The organism is Pseudomonas sp. CP-1 (assembly GCF_021213715.1).
Taxonomy (GTDB): domain Bacteria; phylum Pseudomonadota; class Gammaproteobacteria; order Pseudomonadales; family Pseudomonadaceae; genus Pseudomonas; species Pseudomonas aeruginosa.
Genome location: NZ_JAJQKY010000026.1, coordinates 57,327 through 83,643, shown reverse-complemented (window position 1 = coordinate 83,643; position 26,317 = coordinate 57,327). Strand labels below are relative to the sequence as shown.

The 26,317-nt window shown below is 66.7% G+C and carries 26 protein-coding genes; 16 read left to right on the top strand and 10 right to left on the bottom strand.

Annotation, left to right across the window (positions count from 1 at the left end; translation table 11 throughout):
• Nucleotides 1–57: 57 nt before the first annotated feature.
• From LT948_RS30295 to LT948_RS30285, 3 genes are all read right to left on the bottom strand, one after another.
• On the bottom strand, nucleotides 58–747 hold the full coding sequence (locus LT948_RS30295) for a TSCPD domain-containing protein (RefSeq protein WP_003096987.1): 690 nt from the start codon (nucleotides 745–747) through the stop codon (nucleotides 58–60).
• 16 nt (nucleotides 748–763) lie between these two features.
• A complete protein-coding gene (locus LT948_RS30290; RefSeq protein ID WP_009316031.1) occupies nucleotides 764–2,968 on the bottom strand; it encodes an adenosylcobalamin-dependent ribonucleoside-diphosphate reductase in 2,205 nt (734 codons plus the stop codon).
• Between the two features lie 109 nt (nucleotides 2,969–3,077).
• On the bottom strand, nucleotides 3,078–4,001 hold the full coding sequence (locus LT948_RS30285; protein ID WP_003096990.1) for a zinc ABC transporter substrate-binding protein: 924 nt from the start codon (nucleotides 3,999–4,001) through the stop codon (nucleotides 3,078–3,080).
• Between the two features lie 69 nt (nucleotides 4,002–4,070).
• Here LT948_RS30285 and zur point away from each other — a divergent pair, with 69 nt between their 5' ends.
• The 12 genes from zur to LT948_RS30225 all read left to right on the top strand — a co-directional run bounded on the left by zur (nucleotide 4,071) and on the right by LT948_RS30225 (nucleotide 14,977).
• Nucleotides 4,071–4,574, top strand: a complete 504-nt coding sequence (gene zur / locus LT948_RS30280) for a zinc uptake transcriptional repressor Zur (protein WP_003096992.1) — start codon at nucleotides 4,071–4,073, stop codon at nucleotides 4,572–4,574.
• Entirely contained in the window at nucleotides 4,574–5,383 is an 810-nt protein-coding gene (gene znuC / locus LT948_RS30275) for a zinc ABC transporter ATP-binding protein ZnuC (RefSeq protein WP_003099732.1), read from the top strand. Before zur ends, znuC begins: the two co-directional genes overlap by 1 nt.
• Nucleotides 5,376–6,164: a zinc ABC transporter permease subunit ZnuB gene (gene znuB, locus LT948_RS30270; protein WP_003096998.1), complete on the top strand. Its 789-nt coding sequence runs from the start codon at nucleotides 5,376–5,378 to the stop codon at nucleotides 6,162–6,164. The genes znuC and znuB overlap by 8 nt, the downstream gene beginning before the upstream one ends.
• Before the next feature lie 41 nt (nucleotides 6,165–6,205).
• Nucleotides 6,206–6,994: a PA5502 family lipoprotein gene (locus LT948_RS30265; RefSeq protein ID WP_073657448.1), complete on the top strand. Its 789-nt coding sequence runs from the start codon at nucleotides 6,206–6,208 to the stop codon at nucleotides 6,992–6,994.
• Nucleotides 6,995–7,200: 206 nt separating this feature from the next.
• Nucleotides 7,201–8,208, top strand: coding sequence for a methionine ABC transporter ATP-binding protein (locus tag LT948_RS30260; RefSeq protein ID WP_003097002.1), 1,008 nt, complete (start codon nucleotides 7,201–7,203; stop codon nucleotides 8,206–8,208).
• Complete coding sequence (locus LT948_RS30255; protein ID WP_003097004.1) at nucleotides 8,208–8,885, top strand: methionine ABC transporter permease; 678 nt, start codon at nucleotides 8,208–8,210, stop codon at nucleotides 8,883–8,885. The genes LT948_RS30260 and LT948_RS30255 overlap by 1 nt, the downstream gene beginning before the upstream one ends.
• A gap of 76 nt (nucleotides 8,886–8,961) precedes the next feature.
• On the top strand, nucleotides 8,962–9,744 hold the full coding sequence (locus LT948_RS30250; protein ID WP_023092804.1) for a MetQ/NlpA family ABC transporter substrate-binding protein: 783 nt from the start codon (nucleotides 8,962–8,964) through the stop codon (nucleotides 9,742–9,744).
• Nucleotides 9,745–9,946: 202 nt separating this feature from the next.
• Nucleotides 9,947–10,804, top strand: a complete 858-nt coding sequence (qapR, locus tag LT948_RS30245) for a transcriptional repressor QapR (RefSeq protein WP_003099726.1) — start codon at nucleotides 9,947–9,949, stop codon at nucleotides 10,802–10,804.
• Nucleotides 10,805–10,808: 4 nt separating this feature from the next.
• Entirely contained in the window at nucleotides 10,809–11,462 is a 654-nt protein-coding gene (locus LT948_RS30240) for an isochorismatase family cysteine hydrolase (protein ID WP_003099724.1), read from the top strand.
• Complete coding sequence (locus tag LT948_RS30235) at nucleotides 11,459–12,790, top strand: glutamine synthetase family protein (RefSeq protein WP_003099720.1); 1,332 nt, start codon at nucleotides 11,459–11,461, stop codon at nucleotides 12,788–12,790. Before LT948_RS30240 ends, LT948_RS30235 begins: the two co-directional genes overlap by 4 nt.
• Nucleotides 12,791–12,857: 67 nt before the next feature.
• Nucleotides 12,858–13,526, top strand: a complete 669-nt coding sequence (locus tag LT948_RS30230; RefSeq protein WP_003136463.1) for an N-formylglutamate amidohydrolase — start codon at nucleotides 12,858–12,860, stop codon at nucleotides 13,524–13,526.
• A 101-nt stretch (nucleotides 13,527–13,627) separates the two neighbouring features.
• Nucleotides 13,628–14,977 (top strand): APC family permease, encoded by a 1,350-nt coding sequence (locus tag LT948_RS30225; protein WP_003099715.1) that lies wholly within the window; start codon nucleotides 13,628–13,630, stop codon nucleotides 14,975–14,977.
• 18 nt (nucleotides 14,978–14,995) lie between these two features.
• Here LT948_RS30225 and LT948_RS30220 read toward each other — a convergent pair whose 3' ends face one another.
• Complete coding sequence (locus tag LT948_RS30220) at nucleotides 14,996–16,339, bottom strand: sigma-54-dependent transcriptional regulator (RefSeq protein ID WP_003099712.1); 1,344 nt, start codon at nucleotides 16,337–16,339, stop codon at nucleotides 14,996–14,998.
• Entirely contained in the window at nucleotides 16,336–18,102 is a 1,767-nt protein-coding gene (locus LT948_RS30215; RefSeq protein WP_003097020.1) for a sensor histidine kinase, read from the bottom strand. The genes LT948_RS30220 and LT948_RS30215 overlap by 4 nt, the downstream gene beginning before the upstream one ends.
• An 81-nt stretch (nucleotides 18,103–18,183) precedes the next feature.
• Between LT948_RS30215 and poxA the strand changes: the two genes are divergently transcribed.
• Both poxA and LT948_RS30205 read left to right on the top strand, forming a co-directional pair.
• A complete protein-coding gene (gene poxA / locus LT948_RS30210; RefSeq protein ID WP_003161097.1) occupies nucleotides 18,184–19,062 on the top strand; it encodes an alpha/beta hydrolase PoxA in 879 nt (292 codons plus the stop codon).
• 71 nt (nucleotides 19,063–19,133) lie between these two features.
• Complete coding sequence (locus tag LT948_RS30205; RefSeq protein ID WP_015649877.1) at nucleotides 19,134–19,922, top strand: OXA-50 family oxacillin-hydrolyzing class D beta-lactamase OXA-395; 789 nt, start codon at nucleotides 19,134–19,136, stop codon at nucleotides 19,920–19,922.
• A 12-nt stretch (nucleotides 19,923–19,934) separates the two neighbouring features.
• Here the strand turns inward: LT948_RS30205 and LT948_RS30200 are convergent, their stop codons facing one another.
• The gene (locus LT948_RS30200; protein WP_003121391.1) at nucleotides 19,935–20,435 is read right to left on the bottom strand and encodes a DUF3301 domain-containing protein; all 501 of its coding nucleotides are present in this window, start codon (nucleotides 20,433–20,435) and stop codon (nucleotides 19,935–19,937) included.
• 32 nt (nucleotides 20,436–20,467) lie between these two features.
• Here LT948_RS30200 and pdxY point away from each other — a divergent pair, with 32 nt between their 5' ends.
• Nucleotides 20,468–21,334, top strand: coding sequence for a pyridoxal kinase PdxY (gene pdxY, locus LT948_RS30195; RefSeq protein WP_009877302.1), 867 nt, complete (start codon nucleotides 20,468–20,470; stop codon nucleotides 21,332–21,334).
• Between the two features lie 37 nt (nucleotides 21,335–21,371).
• On the opposite strand, the gene LT948_RS30190 is transcribed toward pdxY, so the two are convergent.
• From LT948_RS30190 to LT948_RS30180, 3 genes are all read right to left on the bottom strand, one after another.
• Nucleotides 21,372–21,956, bottom strand: a complete 585-nt coding sequence (locus LT948_RS30190) for a YqaA family protein (protein ID WP_031636918.1) — start codon at nucleotides 21,954–21,956, stop codon at nucleotides 21,372–21,374.
• A gap of 1 nt (nucleotide 21,957) precedes the next feature.
• Nucleotides 21,958–23,661, bottom strand: coding sequence for a YbaL family putative K(+) efflux transporter (ybaL, locus tag LT948_RS30185; protein WP_003099695.1), 1,704 nt, complete (start codon nucleotides 23,659–23,661; stop codon nucleotides 21,958–21,960).
• Between the two features lie 378 nt (nucleotides 23,662–24,039).
• Nucleotides 24,040–24,522, bottom strand: a complete 483-nt coding sequence (locus LT948_RS30180; RefSeq protein WP_003097040.1) for an acyl-CoA thioesterase — start codon at nucleotides 24,520–24,522, stop codon at nucleotides 24,040–24,042.
• 160 nt (nucleotides 24,523–24,682) lie between these two features.
• Between LT948_RS30180 and LT948_RS30175 the strand changes: the two genes are divergently transcribed.
• The gene (locus LT948_RS30175) at nucleotides 24,683–25,417 is read left to right on the top strand and encodes a hypothetical protein (RefSeq protein ID WP_033996097.1); all 735 of its coding nucleotides are present in this window, start codon (nucleotides 24,683–24,685) and stop codon (nucleotides 25,415–25,417) included.
• Between the two features lie 47 nt (nucleotides 25,418–25,464).
• On the opposite strand, the gene LT948_RS30170 is transcribed toward LT948_RS30175, so the two are convergent.
• The gene (locus LT948_RS30170; RefSeq protein ID WP_003097046.1) at nucleotides 25,465–26,223 is read right to left on the bottom strand and encodes an SDR family NAD(P)-dependent oxidoreductase; all 759 of its coding nucleotides are present in this window, start codon (nucleotides 26,221–26,223) and stop codon (nucleotides 25,465–25,467) included.
• Nucleotides 26,224–26,317 lie beyond the last annotated feature (94 nt).

Here is a 26,317-nt window from a genome sequence, read left to right as displayed (position 1 = left end):
GGCCCGGCCATCCTGGCCGGTCGTTCGCATTGAAAAACGCATGCGTTTTTCAAGTGCTCACCCACATTTCGAGTGTCCGCAGTTGAGGCAGGTGGCGCAGCCGTCCATCTGTACCACCGCCATGCTGTTGCACTTGCCGCACAGTTGCGCGCCGGCAGGGAAGCCTTCGCCCGGCTCGACCTTGCTGGTGCCCTGGGCGGCCTCGTAGGCGGCGCGTTTTTCCGCGAGGAAAAGACGCTGTTCCTCGTCCAGTTCAGGGCCACGCAACAGGCCGATGGCCGTCAGGTGGCGCTCCAGCACGCCGCCGATCTCGGCGACGATGGAAGGCATGTAGATGCCGCCTTTCTTCAGGTAGCCCCCGCGCGGGTCGAATACCGCCTTGAGTTCCTCGACAAGGAAGGTGCAGTCGCCGCCCTTGCGGAAAACCGCGGACATGATGCGGGTAAGTGCGACGATCCACTGGAAATGATCCATGTTCTTCGAGTTGATGAAGATCTCGAAGGGACGCCGCTGCTCGTGCGCCGTGCCCGCGTTGAGGACCATGTCGTTGATGGTCACGTAGAGCGCGTGCTCGAACAGCGGCGACTTGATCTTGTAGGTGGCGCCGATCAGGGTATCCGGGCGCTCCAGGGTCTCGTCCATCTGCACCACCGACGCGGCTTCCGCGGCGGCAGCAAGGGCCTGCTCCTCGGCTTCGTTGACGACCTTGAAGCCCTTGATCTTCTGCGTGATCTTGACTGCTGACATATCGATTCCCCCGGCCTCAGTACTTGCCGTAATAGCCTTCTTTCAAGGCGTCGAAGAGGTTGGCGGCGGTATGGATCTCACCGTCGTACTCGACCTGCTCGTTGCCCTTGAACTCCACCACGCTGCCGTCCTCCAGTTCGAAGCGGTAGCGGGTCTTCTCCAGGTCGGACTCCTTGACCAGCACGCCCTGGAACGCCTCGGGATTGAAGCGGAAGGTGGTGCAGCCCTTGAGTCCCTGGTGCCAGGCGTAGCGGTAGATGTCCTTGAAGTCCTCGAACGGGTAGTCGGTGGGCACGTTGGCGGTCTTGGAGATCGACGAATCGACCCACTTCTGCGCCGCCGCCTGGATGTCCACGTGCTGCGCCGGGGTGACGCTGTCGGCGGTGATGAAGTAGTCCGGCAGGCGTCGCGCCGGGTCGTCGCTGTCCGGCAGGGCCTGGGCGTTGACCAGGGTCCGGTAGGCCAGCAGCTCGTAGCTGTAGACCTCGACCTTTTCCTTGGTCTTGCGGCCTTCGCGGATCAGGTTGCGCGAATAATGGTGGGCGAAGCTCGGCTCGATGCCGTTGGAGGCATTGTTGGCCAGGCTCAGGCTGATGGTCCCGGTCGGCGCGATGGAGCTGTGGTGGGTGAAGCGCGCGCCGGTTTCAGCCAACGCCTCGATCAGTTCCGGAGCATGTTCGGCGACCCGTTGCATGTAGCGGGAATACTTGGCGTGAAGCACGCTGCCGCGGATGCGGTCGCCGGCCTTATAGCCATCGGCGGCCATTTCCGGACGCTTGCGAAGCATTTCCGCGGTGACTTCGTAGTCCTGCGCCAGGATCGGCGCCGGGCCCTTCTCCCTGGCCAGCTCCAGGGCCACTTCCCAGCCCACCAGGGCCATTTCCCGCGCCACTTCCTCGGTGAATACGCAGGCCTCGGGACTGCCGTAGCGCAGCTTGAGCAGGGTCAGGGTCGAGCCCAGGCCGAGGAAGCCCATGCCATGCCGGCGCTTGCCAAGGATTTCCTGGCGTTGCTGTTCCAGCGGCAGGCCGTTGATTTCCACCACGTTGTCGAGCATCCGGGTAAACACCCGCACCACTTCGCGGAAACGGTCCCAGTCGAAGCGCGCCTCGTCGCCAAATGGCTGCTCGACGAAGCAGGTGAGATTCACCGAGCCGAGCAGGCACGAGCCATACGGCGGCAGCGGTTGCTCGCCGCAGGGGTTGGTGGCGCGGATCGCCTCGCACCACCAGTTGTTGTTCAGTTCGTTGACCCGGTCGATGAGGATGAAACCCGGCTCCGCATAGTCGTAGGTGGAGACCATGATCATGTCCCACAGGTGACGGGCGCGGACCTGGCCGTAGACCTTGCAGGCGACCATCCCGTCGGCGCGCTGGACGTAGTCGTCCTGGATCGGCCATTCGCGCCAGACCACCGCGTTGGGGTCGTCGAGGTCGATCTCGTCGCGCTCCTTCACGTGCACCGGGAATACCAGCGGCCAGTCGGCGTCCTGTTCCACCGCCTGCATGAACTGGTCGGTGATCAGCAGGCTCAGGTTGAACTGGCGCAAGCGCCCGTCCTCGCGCTTGGCGCGGATGAATTCGCGGACGTCCGGGTGGCTGACATCGAAGGTGCCCATCTGCGCGCCGCGGCGGCCGCCGGCGGAGCTGACGGTGAAGCACATCTTGTCGTAGATGTCCATGAACGACAGCGGCCCGCTGGTGTAGGCTCCGGCACCGGAAACGTAGGCGCCGCGCGGGCGCAGGGTGCTGAACTCATAGCCGATGCCGCAGCCGGCCTTGAGCGTCAGGCCGGCCTCGTGGACTTTCTCGAGGATGTGGTCCATGGAGTCCTGGATGGTCCCGGACACCGTGCAGTTGATGGTCGAGGTGGCCGGCTTGTGCCCCAGGGCGCCGGCGTTGGAGATGATCCGGCCGGCCGGGATGGCGCCGTTGCGCAGGGCCCAGAGGAAGCGCCCGTACCAGTGTTCGCGGGAGGCCTTGTCCTCAACATCGGCAAGGGCGCGGGCGACGCGTTGCCAGGTACCGTCGACGCTGGCATCCACCGGCGTACCGTCCTTGCTCTTGAGCCGGTACTTCTTGTCCCAGATATCCTGCGACGCGTCCTGCAGGGCGATGGTCCCGCGTTCGGTGCGGGGACTGCGTGCGTCTGTCTTGGCCATCCGCTGATTAACCTCCCGATGGTTGTTGGGGCGTCCGAAGCCGGCCACCGTACGCAACATCTAGTTATCCGTACCTGACGGGAATCAATATCTTGTGTCAGGCAGCAACAGACAACCTTAGTCATCGGGACGCCGCGCGCAAGAGGGCGCGGCCATCAGTCACGGGTTTTCAGAGCTTTTCCAGACAGCCGGCAAATTCGCCTGCCAGGTTGTTCAGAAGATTCTCATAGCCGTTGGCGTCCACGCTCACGTTCACGCCCAGGTCGTCCAGTTCGGCCAGGCGCACCGGCAGGCCTTCGCTGAGGGTGTCGGCCAGCCGCGGTCGAAGCGGCGGCTCGCTGAAGATGCAGGCCGGACCGGCGGCCTTCAGCTGGGCGCGCATGGCGGCGACATGGCGTGCTCCCGGCTGGACCTCCGCGGATACCGCGAACACGCCGGTATGGCGCAACCCGTAGGCTTCCTCGAAATAGTCGAAGGCTTCGTGGAAGACGAAGAAAGGCTTGCCGGCAAGCTTGCCCAGGCGTTCGCGGAGTTTCCCGTCGAGCCCGCCGAGGCGCTCCTCGAAGGCCTTCAGGTTGGCCCGGTAGCGCCCGGCGTTGGCCGGGTCGACCTGAGCCAGGTCCTCGGCCATCCGCGCGGCGATGGTGCGGGCGTTGGCCGGCAACAGCCAGAGGTGGGCGTCGAGCATGCCGGGACGATGGTCATGGTCGTGCTCGTCGTGCCCGGCATGCTCCTCTTCCTCGAAATTGACGAACTTGCGCAGGTGCATGCCCGGCAGGTCCTGCACCGCGACGCTGGTGCCCTGGCGGCCGGCGAGCACCTTGGGCAGGAAGTTCTCCAGGTCCGGGCCGATCCAGTAGAACAATTGCACCTCGCGCAGCCGCCGTACGTCGGAAGGACGCAGGGCGTACTGGTGTGGCGAGGCGCCCGGCGGCAGCAGTACGTCCGGCTGGCCGACGCCGTCCTGGATGGCCGCGGCGACCAGTTGCAGCGGTTTGATGCTGGTCAGCACGCTGACCTCGGCGCGCGCCGGCGAAGCCAGCAGGAACAGGGCGAAGCAGGCGGACAGCAGGGCAAAGGGACGCAGGGTCACGGCGGCACTCACATGAAAGGTGGTTAGCGGGTAATATAATAACGTCTCTACCCTCGAGCGTCGCAGCCCATGTACAAGATTGCGCCCAAGACCCCGCTGGCCTGCCAGCCCCATGACCACAGCCAGTGCGTCAGCACCGCGCTGGCCGAGGCCGATGCGCTGTGCGCGCGCCAGGGCGTGCGCCTGACCGAACTGCGGCGGCGCGTGCTGGAACTGGTCTGGCAGAGCCACAAGCCGCTGGGGGCCTACGATATCCTCGCGGTGCTCAGCGAAACCGACGGCCGCCGCGCCGCGCCGCCGACCGTCTACCGCGCGCTGGACTTCCTCCAGGAGAACGGCCTGGTGCACCGCATCGCCTCGCTCAACGCATTCGTCGGCTGCAACAACCCGGAGCACAGCCACCAGGGCCAGTTCCTCATCTGCCGCACCTGCCACACCGCGATCGAGCTGGAACAGCCGGATATCAGCCGGGCCATCGTCGCCGGAGCGAACAGCGTCGGCTTCGCCGTTGAAAGCCAGACCGTCGAGGTGGTCGGCCTCTGCGGCACCTGCCGGGACCAGAAGGACGCCTGATGGACAACGCGCTGGTGCGGCTGACCCAGGTCGGCGTGTCCTTCAACGGCCAGGCGGTGCTGAGCGATGTCGACCTGGCCATCGAGCCCGGCCAGATCGTCACCCTGATCGGCCCCAACGGCGCCGGCAAGACCACCCTGGTACGCAGCGTGCTCGGCCTGCTCAAGCCGCACGTCGGCGAGGTCTGGCGACGGCCGCGGCTGACCATCGGCTACATGCCGCAGAAACTCCACGTCGACGCCACCCTGCCGCTCAGCGTACTGCGCTTCCTCCGCCTGGTACCCGGGGTCAGGCGCGAGCAGGCGCTGGCGGCGTTGCGCGAGGTCGGCGCGGCGCACGTGCTGGAGCGCCCGCTGCAAAGCATTTCCGGTGGCGAACTGCAACGCGTGCTGCTGGCCCGCGCTCTGCTGCGCAAGCCCGAGCTACTGGTGCTCGACGAGCCGGTGCAGGGCGTCGACGTCGCCGGCCAGGCCGAACTCTACCGCCTCATCGGCAAACTGCGCGACCGCTACGGCTGCGGTGTGCTGATGGTCTCCCACGACCTGCACCTGGTGATGAGCGCCACCGACCAAGTGGTCTGCCTGAACCGCCATGTCTGCTGCTCAGGGCACCCCGAGCAGGTCAGCGGCGACCCGGCCTTCGTCGAGCTGTTCGGCCAGGACGCTCGCAGCCTGGCGATCTACCACCACCACCACGATCACGCCCACGACCTCCACGGCGAGGTGGTCAAGGCCGGTCCCGGCGCCTTGCCTCCAGGCACCCGCTTCACTCCTGTCCACAAGCACGGCCCCGACTGCAACCATGGCTGACTTCCTGCTCAACGCCCTCCTCGCCGGCCTCGCCCTGGCCCTGGTGGCCGGCCCCCTGGGCTCCTTCGTGGTCTGGCGGCGGATGGCCTATTTCGGCGATACCCTGTCCCACGCCGCACTGCTCGGGGTAGCCCTGGGTTTCCTCCTCGATGTCAGCCCGACCCTGGCAGTGACCGTCGGCTGCGTGCTGCTCGCGGTGCTGCTGGTGACCCTGCAGCAGCGCCAGCCGCTGGCCGCCGACACCCTGCTGGGCATCCTCGCCCACAGCACCCTGTCGCTGGGCCTGGTCACCCTGAGCTTCATGAAGGAAGTGCGGGTCGACCTGATGGCCTACCTGTTCGGCGATCTGCTGGCGGTGAGCGCCAGCGACCTGCTGTGGATAATCGCCGGCAGCGCGCTGGTCCTGGCACTGATCTGCTTCCTCTGGCGGCCGCTGCTGGCGATCACCGTGCACGAGGAACTGGCGAAGGTGGAAGGCCTGCCGGTCGGAGCGATCCGCCTGGCGCTGATGTTGCTGATCGCCATCGTCATCGCCGTGGCGATGAAGATCGTCGGCGTACTGCTGATCACCTCGCTGCTGATCATTCCCGCCGCCGCCGCCCAGCGCCATGCCCGCAGTCCCGAGCAGATGGCGGTCGGCGCCAGCCTGCTGGGACTGGTCGCGGTGTGCGCCGGCCTGGCCCTGTCCTGGTTCAAGGATACCCCCGCCGGCCCCTCGATCGTGGTCAGCGCCGCCGGCCTGTTCCTGCTGAGTTTTGTCCTGCCCCGCCGCACGGTGTAGAATCTGGCGATTTTTTGACCAAACGAGAACCCGCAGGAATGATGTCGTCCTTCTTTCGCCTGCTGTCCATCCTGGCGGCGGCGCTGCTGGTCAGCGCCTGCCAGGGCAATGCGTCGTCGCAACCGACGCCGGTGGTCGCGCCCCAGGCGCAGCCCGCCGATCCCTATGCCGAACTGCAGGAAACCCTGGCCGCCGGCAAGCTCGAACAGGCCGAGCAACAATGGCTGGCCCTGCGCAGCGCCGCCGCCGGCGACGAGCGCGTCGAAGCATTCCGCCGCCAGTTGGCCGAGGCCTACATGCAGCGCGGGGAAACCGCGCTGCGCCAAGGAGACCTCAACACCGCCACCAGTGCCCTCGGCCATGCCCGCGGACTGATGCCCAAGGCGCCGGCGCTGACCGCCGGGCTGGACGGTGCGATCAACCGCGCCAAGGTCGATCCCGCCCGTGCCGAGCAGGCCCGACGCATGCAGCAGGCGGCCCAGCAGCAGATGCAGCAGATCATCCAGACGCCGCCCGACGGCGAACTGAAGCCGCTGCCCGGCGCTCCCCACCTGATCGATCCGCAAGCGGCCAGCAGCGCCGTGCCCCTGCCGATGCTCGACGGCACCGGCCAGGGCGGCCTCGGTGCGGTGCTCGACGCGGTGGCCGCGGATGTCGTCGCCTACCGTTGCAGGGTGCATATCGAAGTGCGCCGGGACAGCGACTATCCGCTGGTTTCCGACCAGCTCCTGGCGCGGGTGAAGAAGCTCTCACCCGATTTCGACCTGCATCTCAGCCATGTCGTACAGGCCGACAAGCCGACCCGATTGATACTTACCCCCCGGAATTGAGGCCGGTCCAGCCCCGGCCGCAGCAGAAAGCGCTTGTCGGGAGCGAGCCAGACGCTTATTCCATTTCAATGTTTTTTCATCACCAATAAATATTAATAATGCATAAGAAAGCAAGGTAAAATGCTCGGTTTAGCTGACCGCCCATGCTTCCCGCCAAGCCCGTGCTCCAGCCGTAACAGCATCGCCGCACCCACAAGGTTCGCCCAGTGATCGAATTCCACGACGTCCACAAGACCTATCGAGTTGCCGGTCGGGAAATCCCCGCCTTGCAACCGACCCGCCTGAACATCCAGGCCGGGCAGATTTTCGGCCTGATCGGCCATTCCGGTGCCGGCAAGAGCACCCTGCTGCGCCTGATCAACCGCCTCGAGGAGCCCAGCGGCGGCCGCATCCTGGTCGAGGGCGAAGACGTCACCGCCCTCGACGCCGAAGGCCTGCGCCGTTTCCGCCAGCGCGTCGGGATGATCTTCCAGCACTTCAACCTGCTGTCCTCGAAGACCGTCGCCGACAACATCGCCATGCCCCTGCGCCTGGCCGGCGGCTTCAGCCGTGCCGAAGTCGATGCGCGGGTCTCCGAGCTGCTCGCGCGGGTCGGCCTGTCCGACCACGCGCGCAAGTATCCGGCCCAGCTCTCCGGCGGACAGAAACAGCGCGTCGGCATCGCTCGCGCCCTGGCCTGCCGGCCGAGCATCCTGCTCTGCGACGAGGCCACCAGCGCCCTCGATCCGCAGACCACCGCCTCGGTCCTGCAACTGCTGGCGGAAATCAATCGCGAGCTGAAGCTGACCATCGTCCTCATCACCCACGAGATGGACGTGATCCGTCGTGTCTGCGACCAGGTCGCGGTCATGGACGGCGGCGCCATCGTCGAGCAGGGCGATGTCGCCGATGTCTTCCTCCATCCGCAGCACCCGACCACACGCCGCTTCGTGTTCGAGGCCGAACGGGTCGACGAAGACGAGCGTCACGACGATTTCGCCCACGTGCCGGGTCTCATCCTGCGCCTGACCTTCCGCGGCGAAGCCACCTATGCGCCACTGCTGGGCACCGTGGCTCGGCAGACCGGGGTCGACTACAGCATCCTTTCCGGACGCATCGACCGCATCAAGGACACGCCCTACGGCCAGTTGACCCTGGCCCTGGTCGGCGGTGACCTGGAAGCCGCCATGAGCCAGTTGAACGCCGCTGACGTACATGTGGAGGTACTGCGCTGATGGACTTCTTCGAAACCATGAGCTTCGCCAACATCGACTGGTACGAAATCTGGCTGGCCAGCGTCGACACCTTCTGGATGCTCGGCGGTTCGCTGCTGTTCACGGTGGTCCTCGGCCTGCCCCTCGGCGTCCTGCTGTTCCTTACCGGGCCACGGCAGATGTTCGAGCAGAAGGCGGTCTACACCCTGCTCTCGCTAGTGGTGAACATCCTCCGTTCGTTGCCGTTCATCATCCTGCTGATCGTGATGATCCCGCTGACCGTACTGATCACCGGTACCTCGCTGGGCGTCGCCGGGGCCATCCCGCCGCTGGTGGTGGGCGCCACGCCGTTCTTCGCGCGCCTGGTGGAAACCGCGCTGCGCGAGGTCGACAAGGGCATCATCGAGGCAACCCAGGCGATGGGCGCCAGCACCCGGCAGATCATCTGGAACGCCCTGCTGCCGGAAGCCCGGCCGGGCATCATCGCCGCCATCACCGTCACCGCCATCACCCTGGTCTCGTACACCGCGATGGCCGGAGTGGTCGGCGCCGGCGGGCTGGGCGACCTGGCGATCCGCTTCGGCTATCAGCGCTTCCAGACCGACGTGATGGTGGTCACCGTGGTGATGCTGCTGATCCTCGTCCAGATTCTGCAAACCGTGGGCGACAAGCTGGTGGTGCACTTCTCGCGCAAGTAAGCTTGCCGGCCAAGCCCAAAACCCTGAGCGCCGCGGTTATCCACAGCCGCCAGGAACACCTCGAAAGGAGTTGAAGATGAAAAAACTGCTTGCTGCTTTCTCCGCTGTCGCGGCGCTCGGCCTCACCGCCGCCCAGGCCGCCGAGACCCTCACCGTCGCGGCCACCCCGGTGCCGCACGCGGAGATCCTCAATGTGGTCAAGCCGCTGCTGGCCAAGGAAGGCGTGGACCTGAAGGTCAAGGAGTTCACCGACTACGTGCAGCCGAACGTGCAGGTCTCGGAGAAGCGCCTGGACGCCAACTTCTTCCAGCACCAGCCGTACCTCGATGAGTTCAACAAGGCCAAGGGCACCGACCTGGTCGCCGTGACCGGCGTACACATCGAGCCGCTGGGCGCCTACTCGAGCAAGTACAAGAAGCTCGACGAACTGCCTTCCGGCGCTACCGTGGTGATCCCCAACGACGCCACCAACGGCGGCCGCGCCCTGCTCCTGCTGGACAAGGCTGGGGTGATCAAGCTCAAGGACAACAAGAGCATCACCGCCACGCCGAAGGACATCATCGACAATCCGAAGAACATCAAGATCCGCGAACTGGAAGCCGCGACCCTGCCGCGCGTGCTGACCCAGGTCGACATGGCGCTGATCAATACCAACTACGCCCTGGAAGCCAAGCTGAACCCGACCAAGGATGCGCTGGCCATCGAAGGCAGCGACTCGCCCTACGTGAACATCCTCGTCGCGCGGCCGGACAACAAGGACAGCGACGCCATGCAGAAGCTGGCCAAGGCCCTGCACAGCGCCGAGGTCAAGCAGTTCATCCAGGAGAAATACAAAGGCGCGGTGGTGCCGGCGTTCTGAGCCACGCTGCGTAACCGCCCCTGGAAAAAGCCCGGTCTTCGACCGGGCTTTTTCGTTTCCGGCCCGGCCGCACGTCTGCCTGCCGTGCCACGACAGCGGTCATTCGGTCGTTTTCGGGGAATGTAGTGAAAAAAACATTCCGTCACATATTGAACAATTTGAAAAATTCACTACACAATCGACCCACCTTCGAGGATGCCCCATGCAAGAACTAAAACAACGCCTGGCCTCCCCGCCCGCCGAACTGACTCCCGCGGAGCGCAAGGTGGTGCGTGCCCTGCTCGATGACTACCCGCGCCTCGGCCTCGGCCCGATGACGCGCCTGGCCCGGCACGCCGGAGTCAGCGACCCGACGATCATGCGCCTGGTGAAAAAGCTCGGCTTCGCCGGCTACGGCGACTTCCAGGAAGCGCTGCTGGCCGACGTCGACGACCGCCTGCGCTCGCCGCGCACCCTGCTCGCCGAACGCCGCGAGCGGATGGGCCGCGACGACACCTGGGCGCGCTACCTCGACCAGGCTGGCCAGAGCCTGCAACAGACCCTCGGCCTGACCCGCCCCGATGACATCCAGCGCCTCGCCGACTGGCTGCTCGACAGCCGCCTGCGCGTGCACTGCCACGGCGGACGCTTCAGCCGTTTCCTCGCCGGCTACCTGGTCACCCATCTGCGCCTGCTGCGCCCGCAGTGCCGATTGCTCGACGACGGCGCCCTGCTCCCCGACCAGCTCTACGACCTCGGCCGCCAGGACCTGCTGGTCCTGTTCGACTATCGCCGCTACCAGAGCCAGGCCCAGCACGTGGCCCAGGCCGCCAAGGCACGCGGCACACGGCTGGTGCTGTTCACCGACATCTACGCCTCGCCGCTGCGCGAACACGCCGACCTGATCGTCAGTTCGCCAGTGGAATCCGCCTCGCCCTTCGACTCGCTGGTGCCGGCCATGGCCCAGGTCGAGGCACTGGTAGCGACCCTGGTGGCGCGCATGGGCGCGCCGCTCGACGAACGCCTGGAGGGCATCGACCAGCTCCGCAACGCGTTCAGCAGTCATATTCTGGAGGAATGACCCGATGTTCAGCCTGCCCCACCACTCGCCGCGCGACCTGCCATTCGGCCGCCGGCAGACCGCCATCCTGTTCGTCGACATGCAGCGTGCCTGGGTCGAGCCGGGGCGCGACCCGCACGTCGATCCGCAGGCAGCCGGTTACTTCTACGAGCGCGTGCAGAACCAGGTGATCCCCAACCAGCAGCGCCTGCTCAGGGCCATGCGCGCAGTGGACGAGAACGTCCTGCACACCGTCATCGAGAGCCTCACCGCCGATGGTCGCGACCGCTCGCTGGATCACAAGCTGTCGGAGATGCACCTGCCCAAGGGCAGCCCGGACGCCAGGGTGATCGACGCCCTGGAGCCGACCGCCAACGAGATCGTGCTGCCGAAGACTTCTTCCGGCGTTTTCAACTCCACCGCCATCGACTACGTACTGCGCAACCTCGGCACCCGCCACCTGATCGTCTGCGGGGTGGTTACCGACCAGTGCGTGGACATGGCCGTGCGCGATGCCGCCGACCGCGGTTACCTGGTCACCCTGGTCGAGGATGCCTGCGCCACCCATACCCCGGAACGCCACCAGGCCTGCCTGGAAGCGATCAAGGGCTACTGCTGGATCAGCGACACCGAGACCGTCCTGCAACGCATCGCCGCCCTCGGCCGGAGCAACCTGTGAACCGCCTGCAGCCGGTACGCCTGGTCAGCTTCGTCACCACCGACCTGGCCGGCATCACCCGCGGGCGTTCGCTGCCCCTGGCGACCCTGGAGGAGCAATTGGCCAGCGGTTGCGGCTGGGTACCGGCGAACAGCTCGCTGACCCCGCAGGACCTGATCGACGAGAGCAGCCCCTGGGGCAGCCACGGCGACCTGCGCCTGCTGCCCGACCCGAACAGCCGGGTGCGCGTCGAGCAGGGTCCCGACGCCGCTGCGCCGGCGCTCGACTACCTGCACGGCAACCTGGTGGAAACCGACGGCACGCCGTGGCCGGCCTGCCCGCGCAGCCTGCTGCGGGCCGAGGTGGAACGCTATCGCGACAGCGGCCTGCAGGTCATCGCGGCGTTCGAACACGAATTCAGCCTGCTCGGCCTGCCCGGTGAGCGTCCGGCCGCGGCGTTTTCGCTGCAGGCCCAGCGTGCCGCCGGGCAGTTCCCCGGCTGGCTGGTCAGCGCCCTGGCCCAGGCTGGCACCGAGCCGGAGATGTTCCTCCCCGAATACGGCCAGCGCCAGTACGAGGTCACCTGCCGCCCGGCGCAGGGCGTGGCCGCCGCCGACCGCGCGGTGAACGTCCGCGAGGTCACTCGCGAAGTGGCGCGGCAGATGGGCCTGCGTACCTGCTTCGCACCGCTGCCGGCACCCGGCGCGGTGACCAACGGGGTGCACCTGCACCTGAGCCTGCAACATGCCGACGGCAGCCCGCTGCTGTACGAGCCCGGTCGACCCAACGATCTCTCCGAACTCGGCGAGCACTGGGCCGCCGGCGTGCTCGCGCACCTGCCAGCGCTGTGCGCGCTGACCGCGCCTACCGCCGCCTCCTACCTGCGCCTGAAACCCCACCACTGGAGCGCCGCCTACGCCTGCCTGGGACTGCGCAACCGCGAAGCGGCGCTGCGCATCTGCCCGGTGGTGAGCGTCGGCGGCAAGCCGCTGGGCAAGCAGTACAACCTGGAATTCCGGCCGATGGACGCCACCGCCTGTCCGCACCTGGCGATGGCCGCGGTGCTGATCGCCGGCCGCCTGGGCATCGAACGACGCCTGCCGCTGCGCGCCCTGGCCGATGTCGATCCGCACGGCCTCAGCGACGAAGAGCGCCAGGCCCGCGGCATCCAGGCCCTGCCGGCGACCCTCGGCGATGCGCTCGACTGCCTGCAACGCGACGAGGCGCTCTGTGCCGAGCTGCCAAAGCCGCTGCTGGACACCTACCTCGCCATGAAGCGCCACGAACTGGCGCTGACGGCGGGCCTTTCCGACGACGACCTGTGCCGCCACTATGCCGAGCTCTACTGACAACCCCGAACTCGGCATCTACCAGCTGCCGCCCTACCACCTGCTCAATCCCCAAGGGCGCAGCCCGGTGGTCCTGGTCTGCGAGCATGCCAGCCGGCACATTCCGCTGGAGTTGCAGCGCCTCGGCCTGGACCAGGCCGCGGCGGAAGAACACATCGCCTGGGATATCGGCGCCCTGGCGCTGGCCGAAGAGCTTTCCCGGCGGCTCGACGCGCCATTGCTGGCGGCCGGCTACTCACGCCTGCTGATCGACCTGAACCGACCGCTGGAGGCACCCGACAGCATTCCGCCGCACAGCGAGATCTACCCGGTTCCCGGCAACCGCGAGCTGTCCGAGACGGTGCGCCGCTATCGCCAGGATTGCCTGTTCCATCCGTTCCACCAGCGCCTGACGCAACTGCTCGACGAGCGCCAGGCCGCCGGCGTGCCGACCCGCGTGGTCGGCGTGCACAGTTTTACCCCGGTGTACCACGGCAGACCCCGCCCGCTGGTTGCCGGGGTGCTTTATCGCAACGCCGGCGCCTACGCCGGGCGCATCCTCGACGGTTTGCGCCGGCACGGCCTGGAAGTCGCCGGCAACCAGCCCTATGCGATCGACCCGGCGGAAGACACTACCGTTCCGGTGCATGGCGACGCACGCGGTCTGGAAGCGGTGCTGCTGGAGATCCGCAACGATGGATTGCGCACGCCGGATGCGGTGAGCGCCTGGGCCGAGCGTCTGTATCCCTGGCTCTGATGCGATGACCGGCGCCGCCGGTCGCCAATAACGAGAAAGAGGCCCGCTTCGCGTGCGGCGCTGATAACGACAATACGCTGCCTTTTCCCGAGGAGCCCGTCATGGCCATCGAACAGTTCGGATACCGGCAACAGCTGCGCCGCAGCCTGTCCCTGAGCGACCTGATCATCTACGGGATGATCTTCATGATCCCCATCGCCCCGTTCGGGGTCTACGGCTGGGTCCATGCCGACGCCCACGGCATGGTGCCGATGGCCTACCTGGTGGGCATGCTGGCGATGCTCTTCACCGCCCTCAGCTACGGAGCCATGGCCAAGGCCTTTCCGATTGCCGGCTCGGTGTATTCCTACGCCCAGCGCGGCATCCACCCCCATGTCGGCTTCATCGCCGGCTGGGTGCTGCTGCTCGACTACCTGCTGATCCCGCCGCTGCTCTACGTGTTCAGCGCGCTGGCGCTGAACCACTTGTTCCCGGCGATCCCCAAGCTGGCCTGGATGCTGCTGTTCCTGGTCTCGGCGACCCTGGTCAACCTGCGCGGCATCACCTTCGCCGCCCGCGCCAACCTGTTGTTCCTGATCGGAGAGCTGGTGGTCCTGGCGATCTTCCTGGTGGTCGGCTACCAGGCGCTGGAAGGCGGCCTGGGCAACGGCCGGCTGACCCTCGAACCGCTGTATCGCCCGGAGGCCTTCGATCTCGGCCTGGTGATGAAGGCCGCCTCGATCGCCGTACTGTCGTTCCTCGGCTTCGACGCCATCTCCACCCTCGCCGAGGAGGTCAAGGGCGATCCCGCGCGACAGATCGGCCGCGCCGCGCTGATCGCGCTGTTCATCATGGGCGGCATCTTCATCGCGCAGACCTGGCTGGCCACCGACCTCGCCGCCGGGATGAACTTCAAGTCGGCGGACACCGCCTTCTACGAGATCGCCGAAGCGGCCGGTGGCCAGTGGCTGTCGATGCTGACCGCGGTAGCCACCGCGCTGGCCTGGGGTGTCACCGTGTCGATCACCTCGCAGGCAGCGGTCTCGCGCCTGCTCTACTCGATGGCCCGCGACGGCAGGCTGCCGCGCGCGCTGGCCAGGGTCCATCCGCGCTACCAGACGCCGCACGTCAGCCTGTACCTGGTGGCGGTGCTGTCGCTGGGAATCGGCTGGGCCTTCCTCGACGCACCGGACGTGCTCACCTCACTGGTGAACTTCGGTGCCCTCACCGGCTTCTGCCTGCTGCACCTGAGCGTGATCAACCACTACTACCGCCGCCAGCGCTCCGGCCAATGGTTGCGGCATCTACTGTTCCCGCTGGTGGGCCTGGCGATCATCGCCTACGTGCTGTACAGCATGAGCCTCGACGCACAGTTGCTCGGACTGGCCTGGATCGCGGTGGGGCTGGTCTACCTGGCGTTGCTGCAACGCGGCGGGCGCCAGGCGCCAACGGAGTTGGCCAAGGATCTCTGACGCCTCGCGAGGGCTGCTTCAGGCCGGCTCTTCGCCGACGAAATCGCTGCGGCTGAGGCCATGCCGCAGCATCTTTTCGTTGAGTGTCCGGCGCGGCAGTTGCAGCAACTCCATCACCGCCTTGATATCCCCGCGGCACTGGCCGAGCGCCTGGCGCAGGCACTCCGCCTCGAAGGCTTCCATGCGTTCCGCCAGCCCCGAGGTGAGGCCGCCGCCTTCCTCCGCGTCCCCACGCTCCAGGCCGAGGACATGGCGCTCGGCGGCGTTGGCCAGCTCGCGTACATTGCCCGGCCAGTCGTGGGCCATCAGCCGCGCCAGTTCCGCCGGCGCGGCGGGCTGCGGCTCGCGGCCGAGGCGCTGGCTGGCAACGCTGGCGAAATGTTCGAAGAGCAGCGGGATGTCCTCGCGACGCTCGCGGATCGGCGGCAGGCGCAGCTCGGCGACGTTCAGGCGATACACCAGGTCCTCGCGGAAGCGTCCGGCACGTGCTTCGGCCAGCAGGTCGGGCTTGGTCGCGGCAATCACCCGCAGGTCGACGTGGATACTCTGGTTCGAGCCAAGCCGCTCCAGTTGCTGCTCCTGCAGGACGCGCAGCAGCTTGACCTGCTGCGCCAACGGCATGCTTTCGATCTCGTCGAGGAACAGGGTGCCGCCATGGGCATGCTCGAGCTTGCCGATGCGCTTGCCCTGCGCGCCGGTGAACGCACCGCTCTCATGACCGAACAGCTCGCTCTCGAACAATTGCTCGGGAATCGCCGCGCAGTTCAGCGCCACGAACGGCTTGTCGGCGCGCGGCCCGAAGTCGTGCAGGCAGCGGGCAACCAGTTCCTTGCCGCTGCCGGTCTCGCCACGGATCAGGACGTTCACCGGGGTCGGCGCCAGGGCCAGAACCTGCCGGCGCAACGCTTCCATCGGCTTGGACACGCCGAGCAGACGCGCATCGACCTGGTCCTTGAGACTGGCCTGCTCCTTCAGGCGCCGGTTCTCCAGCACCAGGCGGCGCTTTTCCAGCGCGCGCCGCAAACTGCCGAGCAGGCGCTCGGGCGTGAAGGGTTTCTCGATGAAGTCGTAGGCACCCTGGCGCATGGCCTCCACCGCCATCGGCACGTCGCCGTGCCCGGTGACCATGATCACCGGCAGGTCGCGATCGACCGCCTGCAGGTTGGCGAGCAGTTGCAGGCCGTCCATGCCGGGCATGCGCACATCGCTGATGACCACCCCGGCGAAGGACTTGTCCAATGCTCCCAGGCATTCCTCGGCGCGCAGGCACAGGCGCACCTCGAAGCCGGACAGCTCCAGCCATTGCTGCACCGCTTCGCGGATCGTCGCTTCGTCGTCGACGAAGATCACCTGGTCGCTCATGTCGTTACGCTCGTGTCATCGGGGGCCGCCGGCAGGATCAGGCTGAACACCGCTCCCGCCTCGGCATTGGCGACCTGCAGGCGGCCGCCGAGTTCGTGGACGATCCCATAGGATACCGCCAGGCCGAGGCCGAGTCCCTCTCCCACCGGCTTGGTGGTGAAGAACGGATCGAAGACGCTACCCAGGTGCTCGGCGGGAATCCCGCCGCCGTTGTCGGCGACGCTCAGCACCCAGTCGCCACCAAGCCGTTGCAGGGCCAGGCGGATCCATGGCCGCTCCTGGCCGGCAACGGCATCCAGGGCGTTGCGCAGCAGGTTGACCAGCACCTGTTCCAGGCGGATCGCGTCACCCATCACCCAGGCCGGCCAGAGCAGCGCCTGCTCGATCTCCACCCGTTCGGCGCGGATTCGCGGCAGCAACAACTGCTGCGCCTGTTCGACCACGTGGCCCAACTCGATACGCTCGCGCAGGCCGCCGGCGCTCTTGCGCGCGAAGGTCTTCAGGTGGCCGGTGAGCGCGGCCATGCGTTCGAGCATCTGGTCGATGCGCGGCAACGCCTGGCGCGCCTCATCGTGGCGTCCGGCGTCGAGCAGCAGGCGCAGGCTGGCCAGTTGCATGCGCTGGGCGGTGAGCGGCTGGTTGATCTCATGGGCCAGGGCCGCCGACATCTGCCCCAGGGCGGCCAGCTTGGCCGCCTGCACCAGGCCGTCCTGCGCGGTACGCAGGTCGGCGGTGCGCTGCTCGACCAGGCGCTCCAGCTCCTCCCGGCTACGTTGCCGCAGGCGGGCGATACGCCAGCGCTGGTGCAGGAACAAGCCGAGGAAGACCAGCGCCAGCCAGGTGCCGGCGGCGGCCAGGCGCGCGGTGGCGACGTCGTCCTGGATGCTCGCGGTGTCGCGCAGCAAGTGCAGGGTCCAGCCGTCGTTGGGCAGGTCCAGCGATTGCCAGAGGTAGTCCTTCTCGCCGTCGGCGCTTTCCACCCGCGCCAGACGGCTGTCTTCGCCGTAGCTGCGCAAGGTCTGGTGGCGCAGGGGTGTCAGGGGCTGGCGATCGTATTGCCGGGTCTCCGCCAGTTCGAAGCGGTCCACGGTATCCAGCGGTTCCAGTTCGCGGTAGCGCCAGCCGGCGTGGTTGGCGAGGAACACGATGCCCTTGGCGTCGCTGGCCAGGACCAGGTCGGGGGTCTGGTTCCACTGCCGTTCCAGATCGGGAAACTCCAGCTTGACCACGATTGCGCCCAGGAAGCTGCCGTCCTCGGCGCGCACCGCGTGGGACAGGAAATAACCGGGAATCCCGCTGATCACCCCGACCGCATAGAAACGTCCGGAGCCTTGGGCGATGGTCTGGCGGAAATAGGGACGGAAACCGTAGTTGTGGCCCACGTAGCTGGTCGGCAGGTTCCAGTTGCTCGCCGCCACGGCCAGCCCGGTACGGTCGAGCAGCTCCAGGGTGGAGGAGCGGGCGGCCAGGTTGATGCTTTCCAGCTTGAGGTTGAGGCGCTGCTGCAACTCGCCGTCGATCGGCCCGGCCAGCGCCGCGCGCAGATCCGGATCCAGCGCCAGTACCGCCGGCAGGCTGCGGAAGCGTTCGATCAGGGTCTGCAGCGAGCCGGCGTAGAGGTCCAGCTGCTTGCGCACCTGTTCGCCCTCGGCGCGTAGCGCCTGCTGCCGCGCCTGGCGACCCGCCCAGTCCATGGACAGCAGCAGGCCGCCGAGCAGCGGCAGCAACAGCAGGAACAGGCGCAGCGGACGGGACAAGGACATCGGCGGATCGAAACGGCGGCGGGAAGCGGCGACGATAGCACGGCGCCCGGTTACACTGCGCGCCGTACGAGGAGTCTGCCCATGTCGCTATCCCCCTGGTCCCATTCTTGCTCGGCCGGTTTCACCCTGCGCGGCTGGCGCAGCGAACCGAGCGGCAAGCCGTTGCTGCATTTCCTCCATGGCAACGGCTTCTGCGGCCGCACCTACGAACCGATGCTGCGTCTGTTGGCGGAGGATTTCGACCTCTGGCTGTGCGACATCCAGGGCCACGGCGAAAGCGACCACGGCGGCCGCTTCCACGGCTGGAACCGCAACGCCGAGATGGCGGTGGAGGCCTTCGAGGCCGGGCGCGGTCCCTATGGCGATGTCCAGCGACTGGCCTGCGGGCACAGCTTCGGCGGCGTCCTCAGCAGCCTCGTCCTGGCCCGCCATCCCACCCTGTTCGCCCGCGCCGTGCTGCTCGACCCGGTACTGTTCACCCCGGCGATGATCGGCGTGATGGCACTTTCCGAGACCCTCGGCCTGCAATTGCGCGGCAGCCTGGCGAAGAAGGCGCGCCTGCGCCGCAGCCAGTGGCCCGATCGCGCAGCCGCCTACGCCGGCTTGCGCGGCCGCGGTATCTTCAAGGGCTGGACCGACGAGGCGCTGTGGGCCTACGTGGAATATGCGCTGAAGGAGAGCGACGGCGGAGTCGAGCTGAAGTGCCGGCCAAGCCGCGAAGCGGAGATCTTCAGCTCCTTCCCCAGGCGGCTGTGGCCGTCGCTGGACAAGATCACCACGCCGACCCGCGTGCTCTACGGTGACCGCACCTACCCTTTCGTCGCCAAGTCGGTGGCGCGCTGGTGCTCGCTCAACCCCCAGGTCAGCGCCCACGCGGTGGTCGGCGGCCACTGCTTCATGCAGGAAGACCCGGCCGATGCCGCCGAACGCGTACGCGACTTTCTCCTGCCCAATCCATGAACGCTCCTTCCGTGGGGAATCCGGCGCTCATCCATCGGTCCCAGGGAGGATGACCCCCACAGGACCGAGCCATGCGCCCTCTCCTCTTCAGCGCCCTTCTCCTGCTCTCCGGGCATGCCCAGGCCAGCGAATGGAACGACAGCCAGGCCGTGGACAAGCTATTCGGCGCGGCCGGGGTGAAAGGCACCTTCGTCCTCTACGATGTGCAGCGGCAGCGCTATGTCGGCCATGACCGGGAGCGCGCGGAAACTCGCTTCGTTCCTGCCTCCACCTACAAGGTGGCGAACAGCCTGATTGGCTTATCCACAGGGGCGGTTAAATCCGCCGACGAGGTTCTTCCCTATGGCGGCAAGCCCCAGCGCTTCAAGGCCTGGGAGCACGACATGAGCCTGCGCGACGCGATCAAGGCATCGAACGTACCGGTCTACCAGGAACTGGCGCGACGCATCGGCCTGGAGCGGATGCGCGCCAATGTCTCGCGCCTGGGTTACGGCAACGCGGAAATCGGCCAGGTTGTGGATAACTTCTGGTTGGTGGGACCGCTGAAGATCAGCGCGATGGAACAGACCCGCTTTCTGCTCCGACTGGCGCAGGGAGAATTGCCATTCCCCGCCCCGGTGCAGTCCACCGTGCGCGCCATGACCCTGCTGGAAAGCGGCCCGGGCTGGGAGCTGCACGGCAAGACCGGCTGGTGCTTCGACTGCACGCCGGAACTCGGCTGGTGGGTGGGCTGGGTGAAGCGCAACGAGCGGCTCTACGGCTTCGCCCTGAACATCGACATGCCCGGCGGCGAGGCCGACATCGGCAAGCGCGTCGAACTGGGCAAGGCCAGTCTCAAGGCTCTCGGGATACTGCCCTGACGCTCTGCCGCCTCAGTCGCCGACCTTTTTCTGCCGGGACTGCCGCCACTCGTCGAGGCGAATCACCTCGGCGCTATGCACCGGCGGGTTGTCGACCTCGGCGGCCGCCTCGAAGCGATGCGGGGCCAATTCGATGGCGCCGAGGTGATAGCCATACATGACGATGCGCCCGGCGTAGCGTTCCTCGCCGCTGACGGTGAATTCGAAACCGAACTCGCGGCTCAGCCGCCACTGACCACGGTGGTCACGGGCCAGGCGCAGGCGCCGGCGCGCGACATTCTCGTCGAGCAGTTCCACGCCCTGCTTGGCGCAATGCTGCTTGGCCAGCAGCAACGCCCGCTCGCGCACGCCATGGGCGCGCCACCACCAGGCTGCGGCGGCGCCCAACAGGAGCATGACGAAAAGGTTACCCAGGGTCACGAGCGGAATCCGGTGTAGGGGGACGGCCAGCTTACCCGTTCTCCCGGCAGGCAGCGAGTGGGGGGTGTTTTCGCCATGTGAATTAGCCCCCATACTGCGCCGACTCAGCTGTAGGAAGTCGTCTCATGCCACGTACGCCCCACCTGCTCGCCATCCAGTCCCATGTGGTCTTCGGCCACGCCGGCAATGCCGCGGCGGTGTTCCCGATGCAGCGCATCGGAATCAACGTCTGGCCGTTGAACACGGTGCAATTCTCCAACCACACCCAGTACGGTCGATGGACCGGGCAGGTGCTGCCGCCGGAGCAGATTCCGGCACTGGTGGACGGTATTGCCGGCATCGGCGAACTGGGCAACTGCGACGCGGTGCTGTCCGGCTATCTCGGCAGCGCCGCCCAGGGCCGCGCCATTCTCGATGTGGTGGCACGGATCAAACAGGCCAACCCTCGGGCGTTGTACCTCTGCGACCCGGTCATGGGCCACCCGGAAAAAGGCTGCATCGTGGCCCCGGAAGTCAGCGACTTCCTGCTGGAAGAAGCCGCCGCGGTCGCCGACTATCTGTGCCCCAACCAGTTGGAGCTGGACAGCTTCTGCGACCGCCAGCCGGACTCCCTCGCCGACTGCGTGGAAATGGCACGGAGCCTGCTGGCACGCGGTCCCAGGGCAATCCTGGTAAAGCACCTGAACTATCCGGGCAAGGCCGGCGACACCTTCGAGATGCTACTGGTGGCCGCCGACCAGGCCTGGCACCTGCAACGCCCGCTGCTGGCCTTCCCGCGGCAACCGGTCGGGGTCGGCGACCTGGCCTCGGGGCTGTTCCTCTCTCGCCTGCTGCTCGGCGACGACCTGCGTAACGCCTTCGAATTCACCGGCGCCGCGGTCCATGAAGTGCTGCTGGAAACCCAGGCCTGCGGCAGCTACGAGCTGGAGCTGGTGCGGGCGCAGGATCGGATCGCACACCCAAGGGTTCGTTTCGACGCAGTGCGCCTTTAGTCTCCGTCCCAGTGGGTGAAAATCATCCACAGGCAGCTCAAAGAACGTATTTCCCCAGCATCAACCCACCGACCACCATCACCGCCATCAGCACGAAAGCCATGCCCAGGCGCCGCTCGATCAGGGTCTTCAGGCGTGGGCCAGCCCAGAACAGCAAAGCGCAGGTAGCGGCGAAGCGCAGGCTGCGGGCGACAAGGCTGAGGCCGACGAACAGCCAGAGGTCGAGCTGGGTCACTCCGCTGGTAATGGTGATCACCTTGTACGGCAGCGGCGTGAAGCCGCCGCCCAGCAGCACCATCAGCCAGCCCAGTTCGTTGTAGCGTTCGGCGACCTGTTCGAAGTTCTCCAGCAAGCCGTAGAACGCCAGGATCGGCATGGCCACGCTCTCGAACAGCAGCAAACCGATGAAATAGCCGGCGATGCCGCCCAGCACCGAGCTCATCGCGCAGATCGTCGCGTAGCGCCAGGCCTTGGCCCGGTTGGCCAGGACCATCGGCACCAGCAAGGCGTCCGGCGGAATCGGGAAGAACGAGCTTTCGGCGAAGGTCACCCCGCCCAGGGCCAGCTCCGCGCGAGGATGGCCGGCCAGGCGCAGGGTCCAGTCGTAGAGACGGCGCAACATGTCAGGCCGACTGCGGCAACGGTGCGTCGGCGCCGCGCTCGTCACGGTCGAGTCCCAGGCGATGGACCATGCCGCAGGCGATCTCGCGCTCGCCCATGATCACCAGGTTGGCGCCGTTCTGCTCCAGGTAGTCCACCTCGGCGTCGAAATGCGCCCGGGCGACGATGTCCAGCGGCGGGTTCACCGCGCGAGCGTGGCTGGCGATCTGCCCGGCCTCGAAGCCGTTGGGAATGGCGATCAGCAACCAGCGCGCCTCGGCGATGTTGGCCAGTTCCAGCACGCCGGGACTGGCGGCATTGCCGAGGACCACGCTGTAGCCCTGTTCGCGCAGTTCGTCGGCCTTGTCGCGCTTGTCCACCACCACCACGAAGGGCGTCCCGGCGGCGCGCAGGCGAGCGCTGACCAACCCGCCAACCCGGCCATGACCGATCAGCACCGCATGTTCGCGCTCCAGGATCGGCGGCGGCAGGTCCTGCGCCGGCATCTCGCGGACCCCGCCAGCGGCCTCCGCCAGGCGCTGCTCCTTGCGTTGCTGCAGGCGATCGATGGCGATGAATAGCAGCGGGTTGACCAGGATCGACAGGATCGCCCCGGCCAGCACCAGGTCGCGGCTCTGCTCCGGCACCAGTTCGAGGCCAATGCCCAGGCCGATGAGAATGAAGGAAAACTCGCCGATCTGCGCCAGGCTGGCGGCGATCACCAGTGCGGTGCTGTTCGGATGGCCGAAAGCGCGGACGATCAGGTAGGCGGCCACCGACTTGCCGAAGACGATGACCAGGAAGGTGGCCAGGACCGTCAGCGGCTCCTGCAACAGGATCATCGGATTGAACAGCATCCCCACCGAGACGAAGAACAGCACCGCGAAAGCGTCGCGCAGCGGCAACGAGTTCTCCGCCGCCTCGTGGCTGAGTTCGGACTCGTTGAGGATCATCCCGGCGAAGAAGGCGCCTAGCGCGAAGGACACCCCGAACAGCACCGCCGAGCCATAGGCGATGCCCAGGGCGATGGCCAGCACGGCCAGGGTGAAGAGTTCCCGCGAACCGCTGGCGGCGATCCTCTCCAGCACCCAGGGCACCACCCGGCGACCGCCGAAGATCATCAGGGCGACGAAGGCGGCGACCTTGCCCAGGGTAATCAGCAGCGGCCAGAGCAGACCGGCGTCGCCGCCGTCGGTCTTGCCGCCGAGGGTGCCGGCGAGCGCCGGCAGGAGTACCAGGGTCAGGACCATCGCCAGGTCCTCGACGATCAGCCAGCCGATGGCGATCCTGCCACGCTTGGTGTCCAGCAACTGGCGCTGCTCCAGGGCGCGCAACAGCACCACGGTACTGGCCACCGACAGGCTCAGGCCGAATACCAGGCCGCCGCCGAAGCTCCAGCCGAGCAGCTTGGCCAGGCCGATGCCAAGCAGCGTGGCGACGCCGATCTGCACCAGCGCCCCGGGAATGGCGATGGCCTTCACCGAGAGCAGGTCCTTGAGCGAGAAGTGCAGGCCGACGCCGAACATCAGCAGGATCACGCCGAGTTCGGCGATTTCCTGCGACAGCGCCTGGTCGGCGACATAACCGGGAGTGAACGGCCCGGCCAGAACACCTGCGAGCAAGTAGCCGACCAGCGGCGAAATGCGCAGGCGATTGGCCAGGGCCCCGAAGAGGAAGGCGAGGACGAACCCCGCGGCGAGTGTAGTGAGTAACGGCGTATGGTGCATCAGGACTCCCGGCAACACGGGGAACGCGTCCTCCGCGGCCTGGCCGGCGGACGACGACGTTCGAAATGGATCACGGACCCGCGCCCGTGACGGCAAGGCGGAAAGGCTTTCCGCCAACGGAGCCGGGCAGAGCGACCGGCCCATGGCATTCGAGCGACCCGACGGCGGCTATGGTTCCTGGCGAAACCCGGCGCGATACCGACAGGTTAACCCGTTGACGTTGCTGGAGTTTTAACAGGCACGCCGGTTTCTTATCAAGAAATGTCAGGAATGGACGCCAGCAGAGGCAAACCTCTGCGTTTTCTTATGAAAAGCTGCGAAAATTCGCGAAACGGCAGCAGGTCCGAAGCGGGCTCGACCGGACACCGGCAGCCTTCCTCATCCGTCTTCGCGAATCGCCTGGTAGCGGGCCTCCAGCTCCGCGCGCAGCTGGCGGCGTTGCTGGGCCTGGGCGAAGCGGCGCTTCTGCTCGGCGGTTTCCAGCTCCAGCGGGCGGACGGCCACCGGCTTGCGCTCGTCATCCAGGGCGACCATGGTGAAGAAACAGCTGTTGGTATGACGCACGGACTGCTCGCGGATGTTTTCGGTGATGACCTTGACGCCGATCTCCATGGAAGTCCGCCCGGTGTAGTTGACCGAAGCGAGGAAGGTCACCAGTTCGCCGACATGCACCGGCTCGCGGAAGATCACCTGATCCACCGACAGGGTCACCACGTAGCGACCGGCATAGCGACTGGCGCATGCATAGGCGACTTCGTCGAGATACTTCAGGAGGGTACCGCCATGGACATTGCCGGAGAAATTGGCCATGTCCGGGGTCATCAGCACGGTCATCGACAGTTGGTTGTTTCCGGGTTGCATAGCGCTTTTTCTCTCATCAGGACGGGCGGGGGACACCATAGACGCAAACGAAGACGGCAGCGGCCACAAATTTTCAATCGTCATGATCGAAATCGCGCCGGGTCGTGCAGACATCCGCGGGCTTTTCTAGACTGGCCCTTTTCCACCGGGAATCGCGCCAATGCCTGCCGCCATTCGCATCCTTCTCCTGGCCCTGGCCGTGCTTGCCGGCATCGGTGCCGCTGCCATCCAGGCCGAGGATACGCCCTGCGCCACCGCCGCGGAATGCAACACGCGCGGCACCCAGGCTTATCGGCAGGGGAGTTATCCACAGGCGCTGGACGCCTTCGCCTGGCAATTGCGCCTGGCCGAACGCCAGGAACAGGGCGGAGCCGACTCGGAACAGGCGCTGAACAATCTCGCGCTGACCAGCCTCAAGGCCGGGCAACCGGGACGCGCCCGCGCCTGGATGAACCTGGCGCTGGATCGCGGCTACAGCGGCAAGGCCACGCGCCACAACCTGGAACAGGTTGCCCTGAAAGTCGACTACCCGTCCCTCCAGGGCCTCGCCGGGCACTACCTGCGCTACGCCGGGCAGGCCGAATGGGAAAGCCTGCAGATCGAACCGGTGAAGGGCGGCTACCGGGCGAGCTTCGCCCTGATGCGCATCGGCAATCCGGAGAAACTGATGGAATATGGGCCCGCGGCGGTCGGCGAGTTGTCCGGTCGGCTGGGGGCCCTCTACCGGCTGCGCAGCGAAGGCCTGGGCGCCGGCTGCAGCCTGCTGGTATGGCAGGAAGGCATCGACCTGCGAGTGGTGGAGAGCCTTGGCGGGGACTGCCAGGGTTACGGCGGCATGGGCATCGCCGCCGCCGGTAACTGGGTGAAGATATCCAGTCAGGCCAGGGACGACTGAAACTTTTCCACAGGCCGCTCCAGCGGAGCGACCCGTGGAAAATCCACTCAGCGGCCAGCGGACAGGCCGAAGTCCACCGCCAGGTCGGCGCCCGTGATCGCTTCGGCCTGAGGGCCGCAGAGATACCAGACCAGCTCGGCGACTTCTTCCGGGCGGATGAAGCGTGCCGCCTTGCCCTGTGGATAATCCTTCAGCAGCGCGCGCTTGTAGCCATCCGGATTGCCCATCCCATAGCGTTCGGCCTGGTAGTCGAGCATCGGCGTGGCGATATCCGCCGGCGACACGGCGTTGACCCGCACGCCCTGCTCGGCCAGTTCCAGCGCCAGGGTCTTGCTCAGCATGGTAAGCGCCGCCTTGCTCGCGCAATACGCCGCCGAACCCCGGTAGGCCTGGCGTCCGGAGTCGCTGGAGATGTTGACGATGCTGCCCTGGTTTTCCTTCAGGTAGGGAATCGCGGCCTGGCACATGTAGAAGGAGGCCTTGAGGTTGACTCCCAGGACGAGGTCGAAATCCTCCTCGGTGAAGTTTTCCACAGGCCCCTCGCGCCAGACGCCCGCGGCATTCACCAGGGCGTCGAGACGTCCGGTACGGGCGAGAATCTTCGACATCAGGGTATGGCAGTTATCCGCGCTGCGCAGGTCGGCGACCCCGCTGGCGTCCAACGGCACCTGCGCGTTCAGCGCGTGCAGGCCCTCCTTATCCACATCCGTGGCGGCGATGCGCCAATGACTCTGGGCGAAACGCTTGGCGATTGCCCGGCCCAAGCCGCCGGCTGCACCAGTGATAAGAACGACGGGCGTGCTCATCTGCTTTTCCTTACTCCTGTGCCGCGTGGAAAACACCGACGGCCAATCGGCCGCCCGCTTCAATGACTGACCGGCAACGCCGGCAGCCGTTCAT

What these genes read in the sequence shown, in the direction of transcription:
- LT948_RS30295 (WP_003096987.1), bottom strand. Translation starts at nt 747, where the DNA reads ATGTCAGCAGTCAAGATCACGCAGAAGATCAAGGGCTTCAAGGTCGTC.
- LT948_RS30290 (WP_009316031.1), bottom strand. Translation starts at nt 2,968, where the DNA reads ATGTTGCGTACGGTGGCCGGCTTCGGACGCCCCAACAACCATCGGGAG.
- zur (WP_003096992.1), top strand. Translation starts at nt 4,071, where the DNA reads ATGTACAAGATTGCGCCCAAGACCCCGCTGGCCTGCCAGCCCCATGAC.
- znuC (WP_003099732.1), top strand. Translation starts at nt 4,574, where the DNA reads ATGGACAACGCGCTGGTGCGGCTGACCCAGGTCGGCGTGTCCTTCAAC.
- znuB (WP_003096998.1), top strand. Translation starts at nt 5,376, where the DNA reads ATGGCTGACTTCCTGCTCAACGCCCTCCTCGCCGGCCTCGCCCTGGCC.
- LT948_RS30265 (WP_073657448.1), top strand. Translation starts at nt 6,206, where the DNA reads ATGTCGTCCTTCTTTCGCCTGCTGTCCATCCTGGCGGCGGCGCTGCTG.
- LT948_RS30255 (WP_003097004.1), top strand. Translation starts at nt 8,208, where the DNA reads ATGGACTTCTTCGAAACCATGAGCTTCGCCAACATCGACTGGTACGAA.
- LT948_RS30250 (WP_023092804.1), top strand. Translation starts at nt 8,962, where the DNA reads ATGAAAAAACTGCTTGCTGCTTTCTCCGCTGTCGCGGCGCTCGGCCTC.
- qapR (WP_003099726.1), top strand. Translation starts at nt 9,947, where the DNA reads ATGCAAGAACTAAAACAACGCCTGGCCTCCCCGCCCGCCGAACTGACT.
- LT948_RS30240 (WP_003099724.1), top strand. Translation starts at nt 10,809, where the DNA reads ATGTTCAGCCTGCCCCACCACTCGCCGCGCGACCTGCCATTCGGCCGC.
- LT948_RS30225 (WP_003099715.1), top strand. Translation starts at nt 13,628, where the DNA reads ATGGCCATCGAACAGTTCGGATACCGGCAACAGCTGCGCCGCAGCCTG.
- LT948_RS30220 (WP_003099712.1), bottom strand. Translation starts at nt 16,339, where the DNA reads ATGAGCGACCAGGTGATCTTCGTCGACGACGAAGCGACGATCCGCGAA.
- LT948_RS30215 (WP_003097020.1), bottom strand. Translation starts at nt 18,102, where the DNA reads ATGTCCTTGTCCCGTCCGCTGCGCCTGTTCCTGCTGTTGCTGCCGCTG.
- poxA (WP_003161097.1), top strand. Translation starts at nt 18,184, where the DNA reads ATGTCGCTATCCCCCTGGTCCCATTCTTGCTCGGCCGGTTTCACCCTG.
- LT948_RS30205 (WP_015649877.1), top strand. Translation starts at nt 19,134, where the DNA reads ATGCGCCCTCTCCTCTTCAGCGCCCTTCTCCTGCTCTCCGGGCATGCC.
- LT948_RS30200 (WP_003121391.1), bottom strand. Translation starts at nt 20,435, where the DNA reads ATGGGGGCTAATTCACATGGCGAAAACACCCCCCACTCGCTGCCTGCC.
- pdxY (WP_009877302.1), top strand. Translation starts at nt 20,468, where the DNA reads ATGCCACGTACGCCCCACCTGCTCGCCATCCAGTCCCATGTGGTCTTC.
- LT948_RS30190 (WP_031636918.1), bottom strand. Translation starts at nt 21,956, where the DNA reads ATGTTGCGCCGTCTCTACGACTGGACCCTGCGCCTGGCCGGCCATCCT.
- ybaL (WP_003099695.1), bottom strand. Translation starts at nt 23,661, where the DNA reads ATGCACCATACGCCGTTACTCACTACACTCGCCGCGGGGTTCGTCCTC.
- LT948_RS30180 (WP_003097040.1), bottom strand. Translation starts at nt 24,522, where the DNA reads ATGCAACCCGGAAACAACCAACTGTCGATGACCGTGCTGATGACCCCG.
- LT948_RS30175 (WP_033996097.1), top strand. Translation starts at nt 24,683, where the DNA reads ATGCCTGCCGCCATTCGCATCCTTCTCCTGGCCCTGGCCGTGCTTGCC.
- LT948_RS30170 (WP_003097046.1), bottom strand. Translation starts at nt 26,223, where the DNA reads ATGAGCACGCCCGTCGTTCTTATCACTGGTGCAGCCGGCGGCTTGGGC.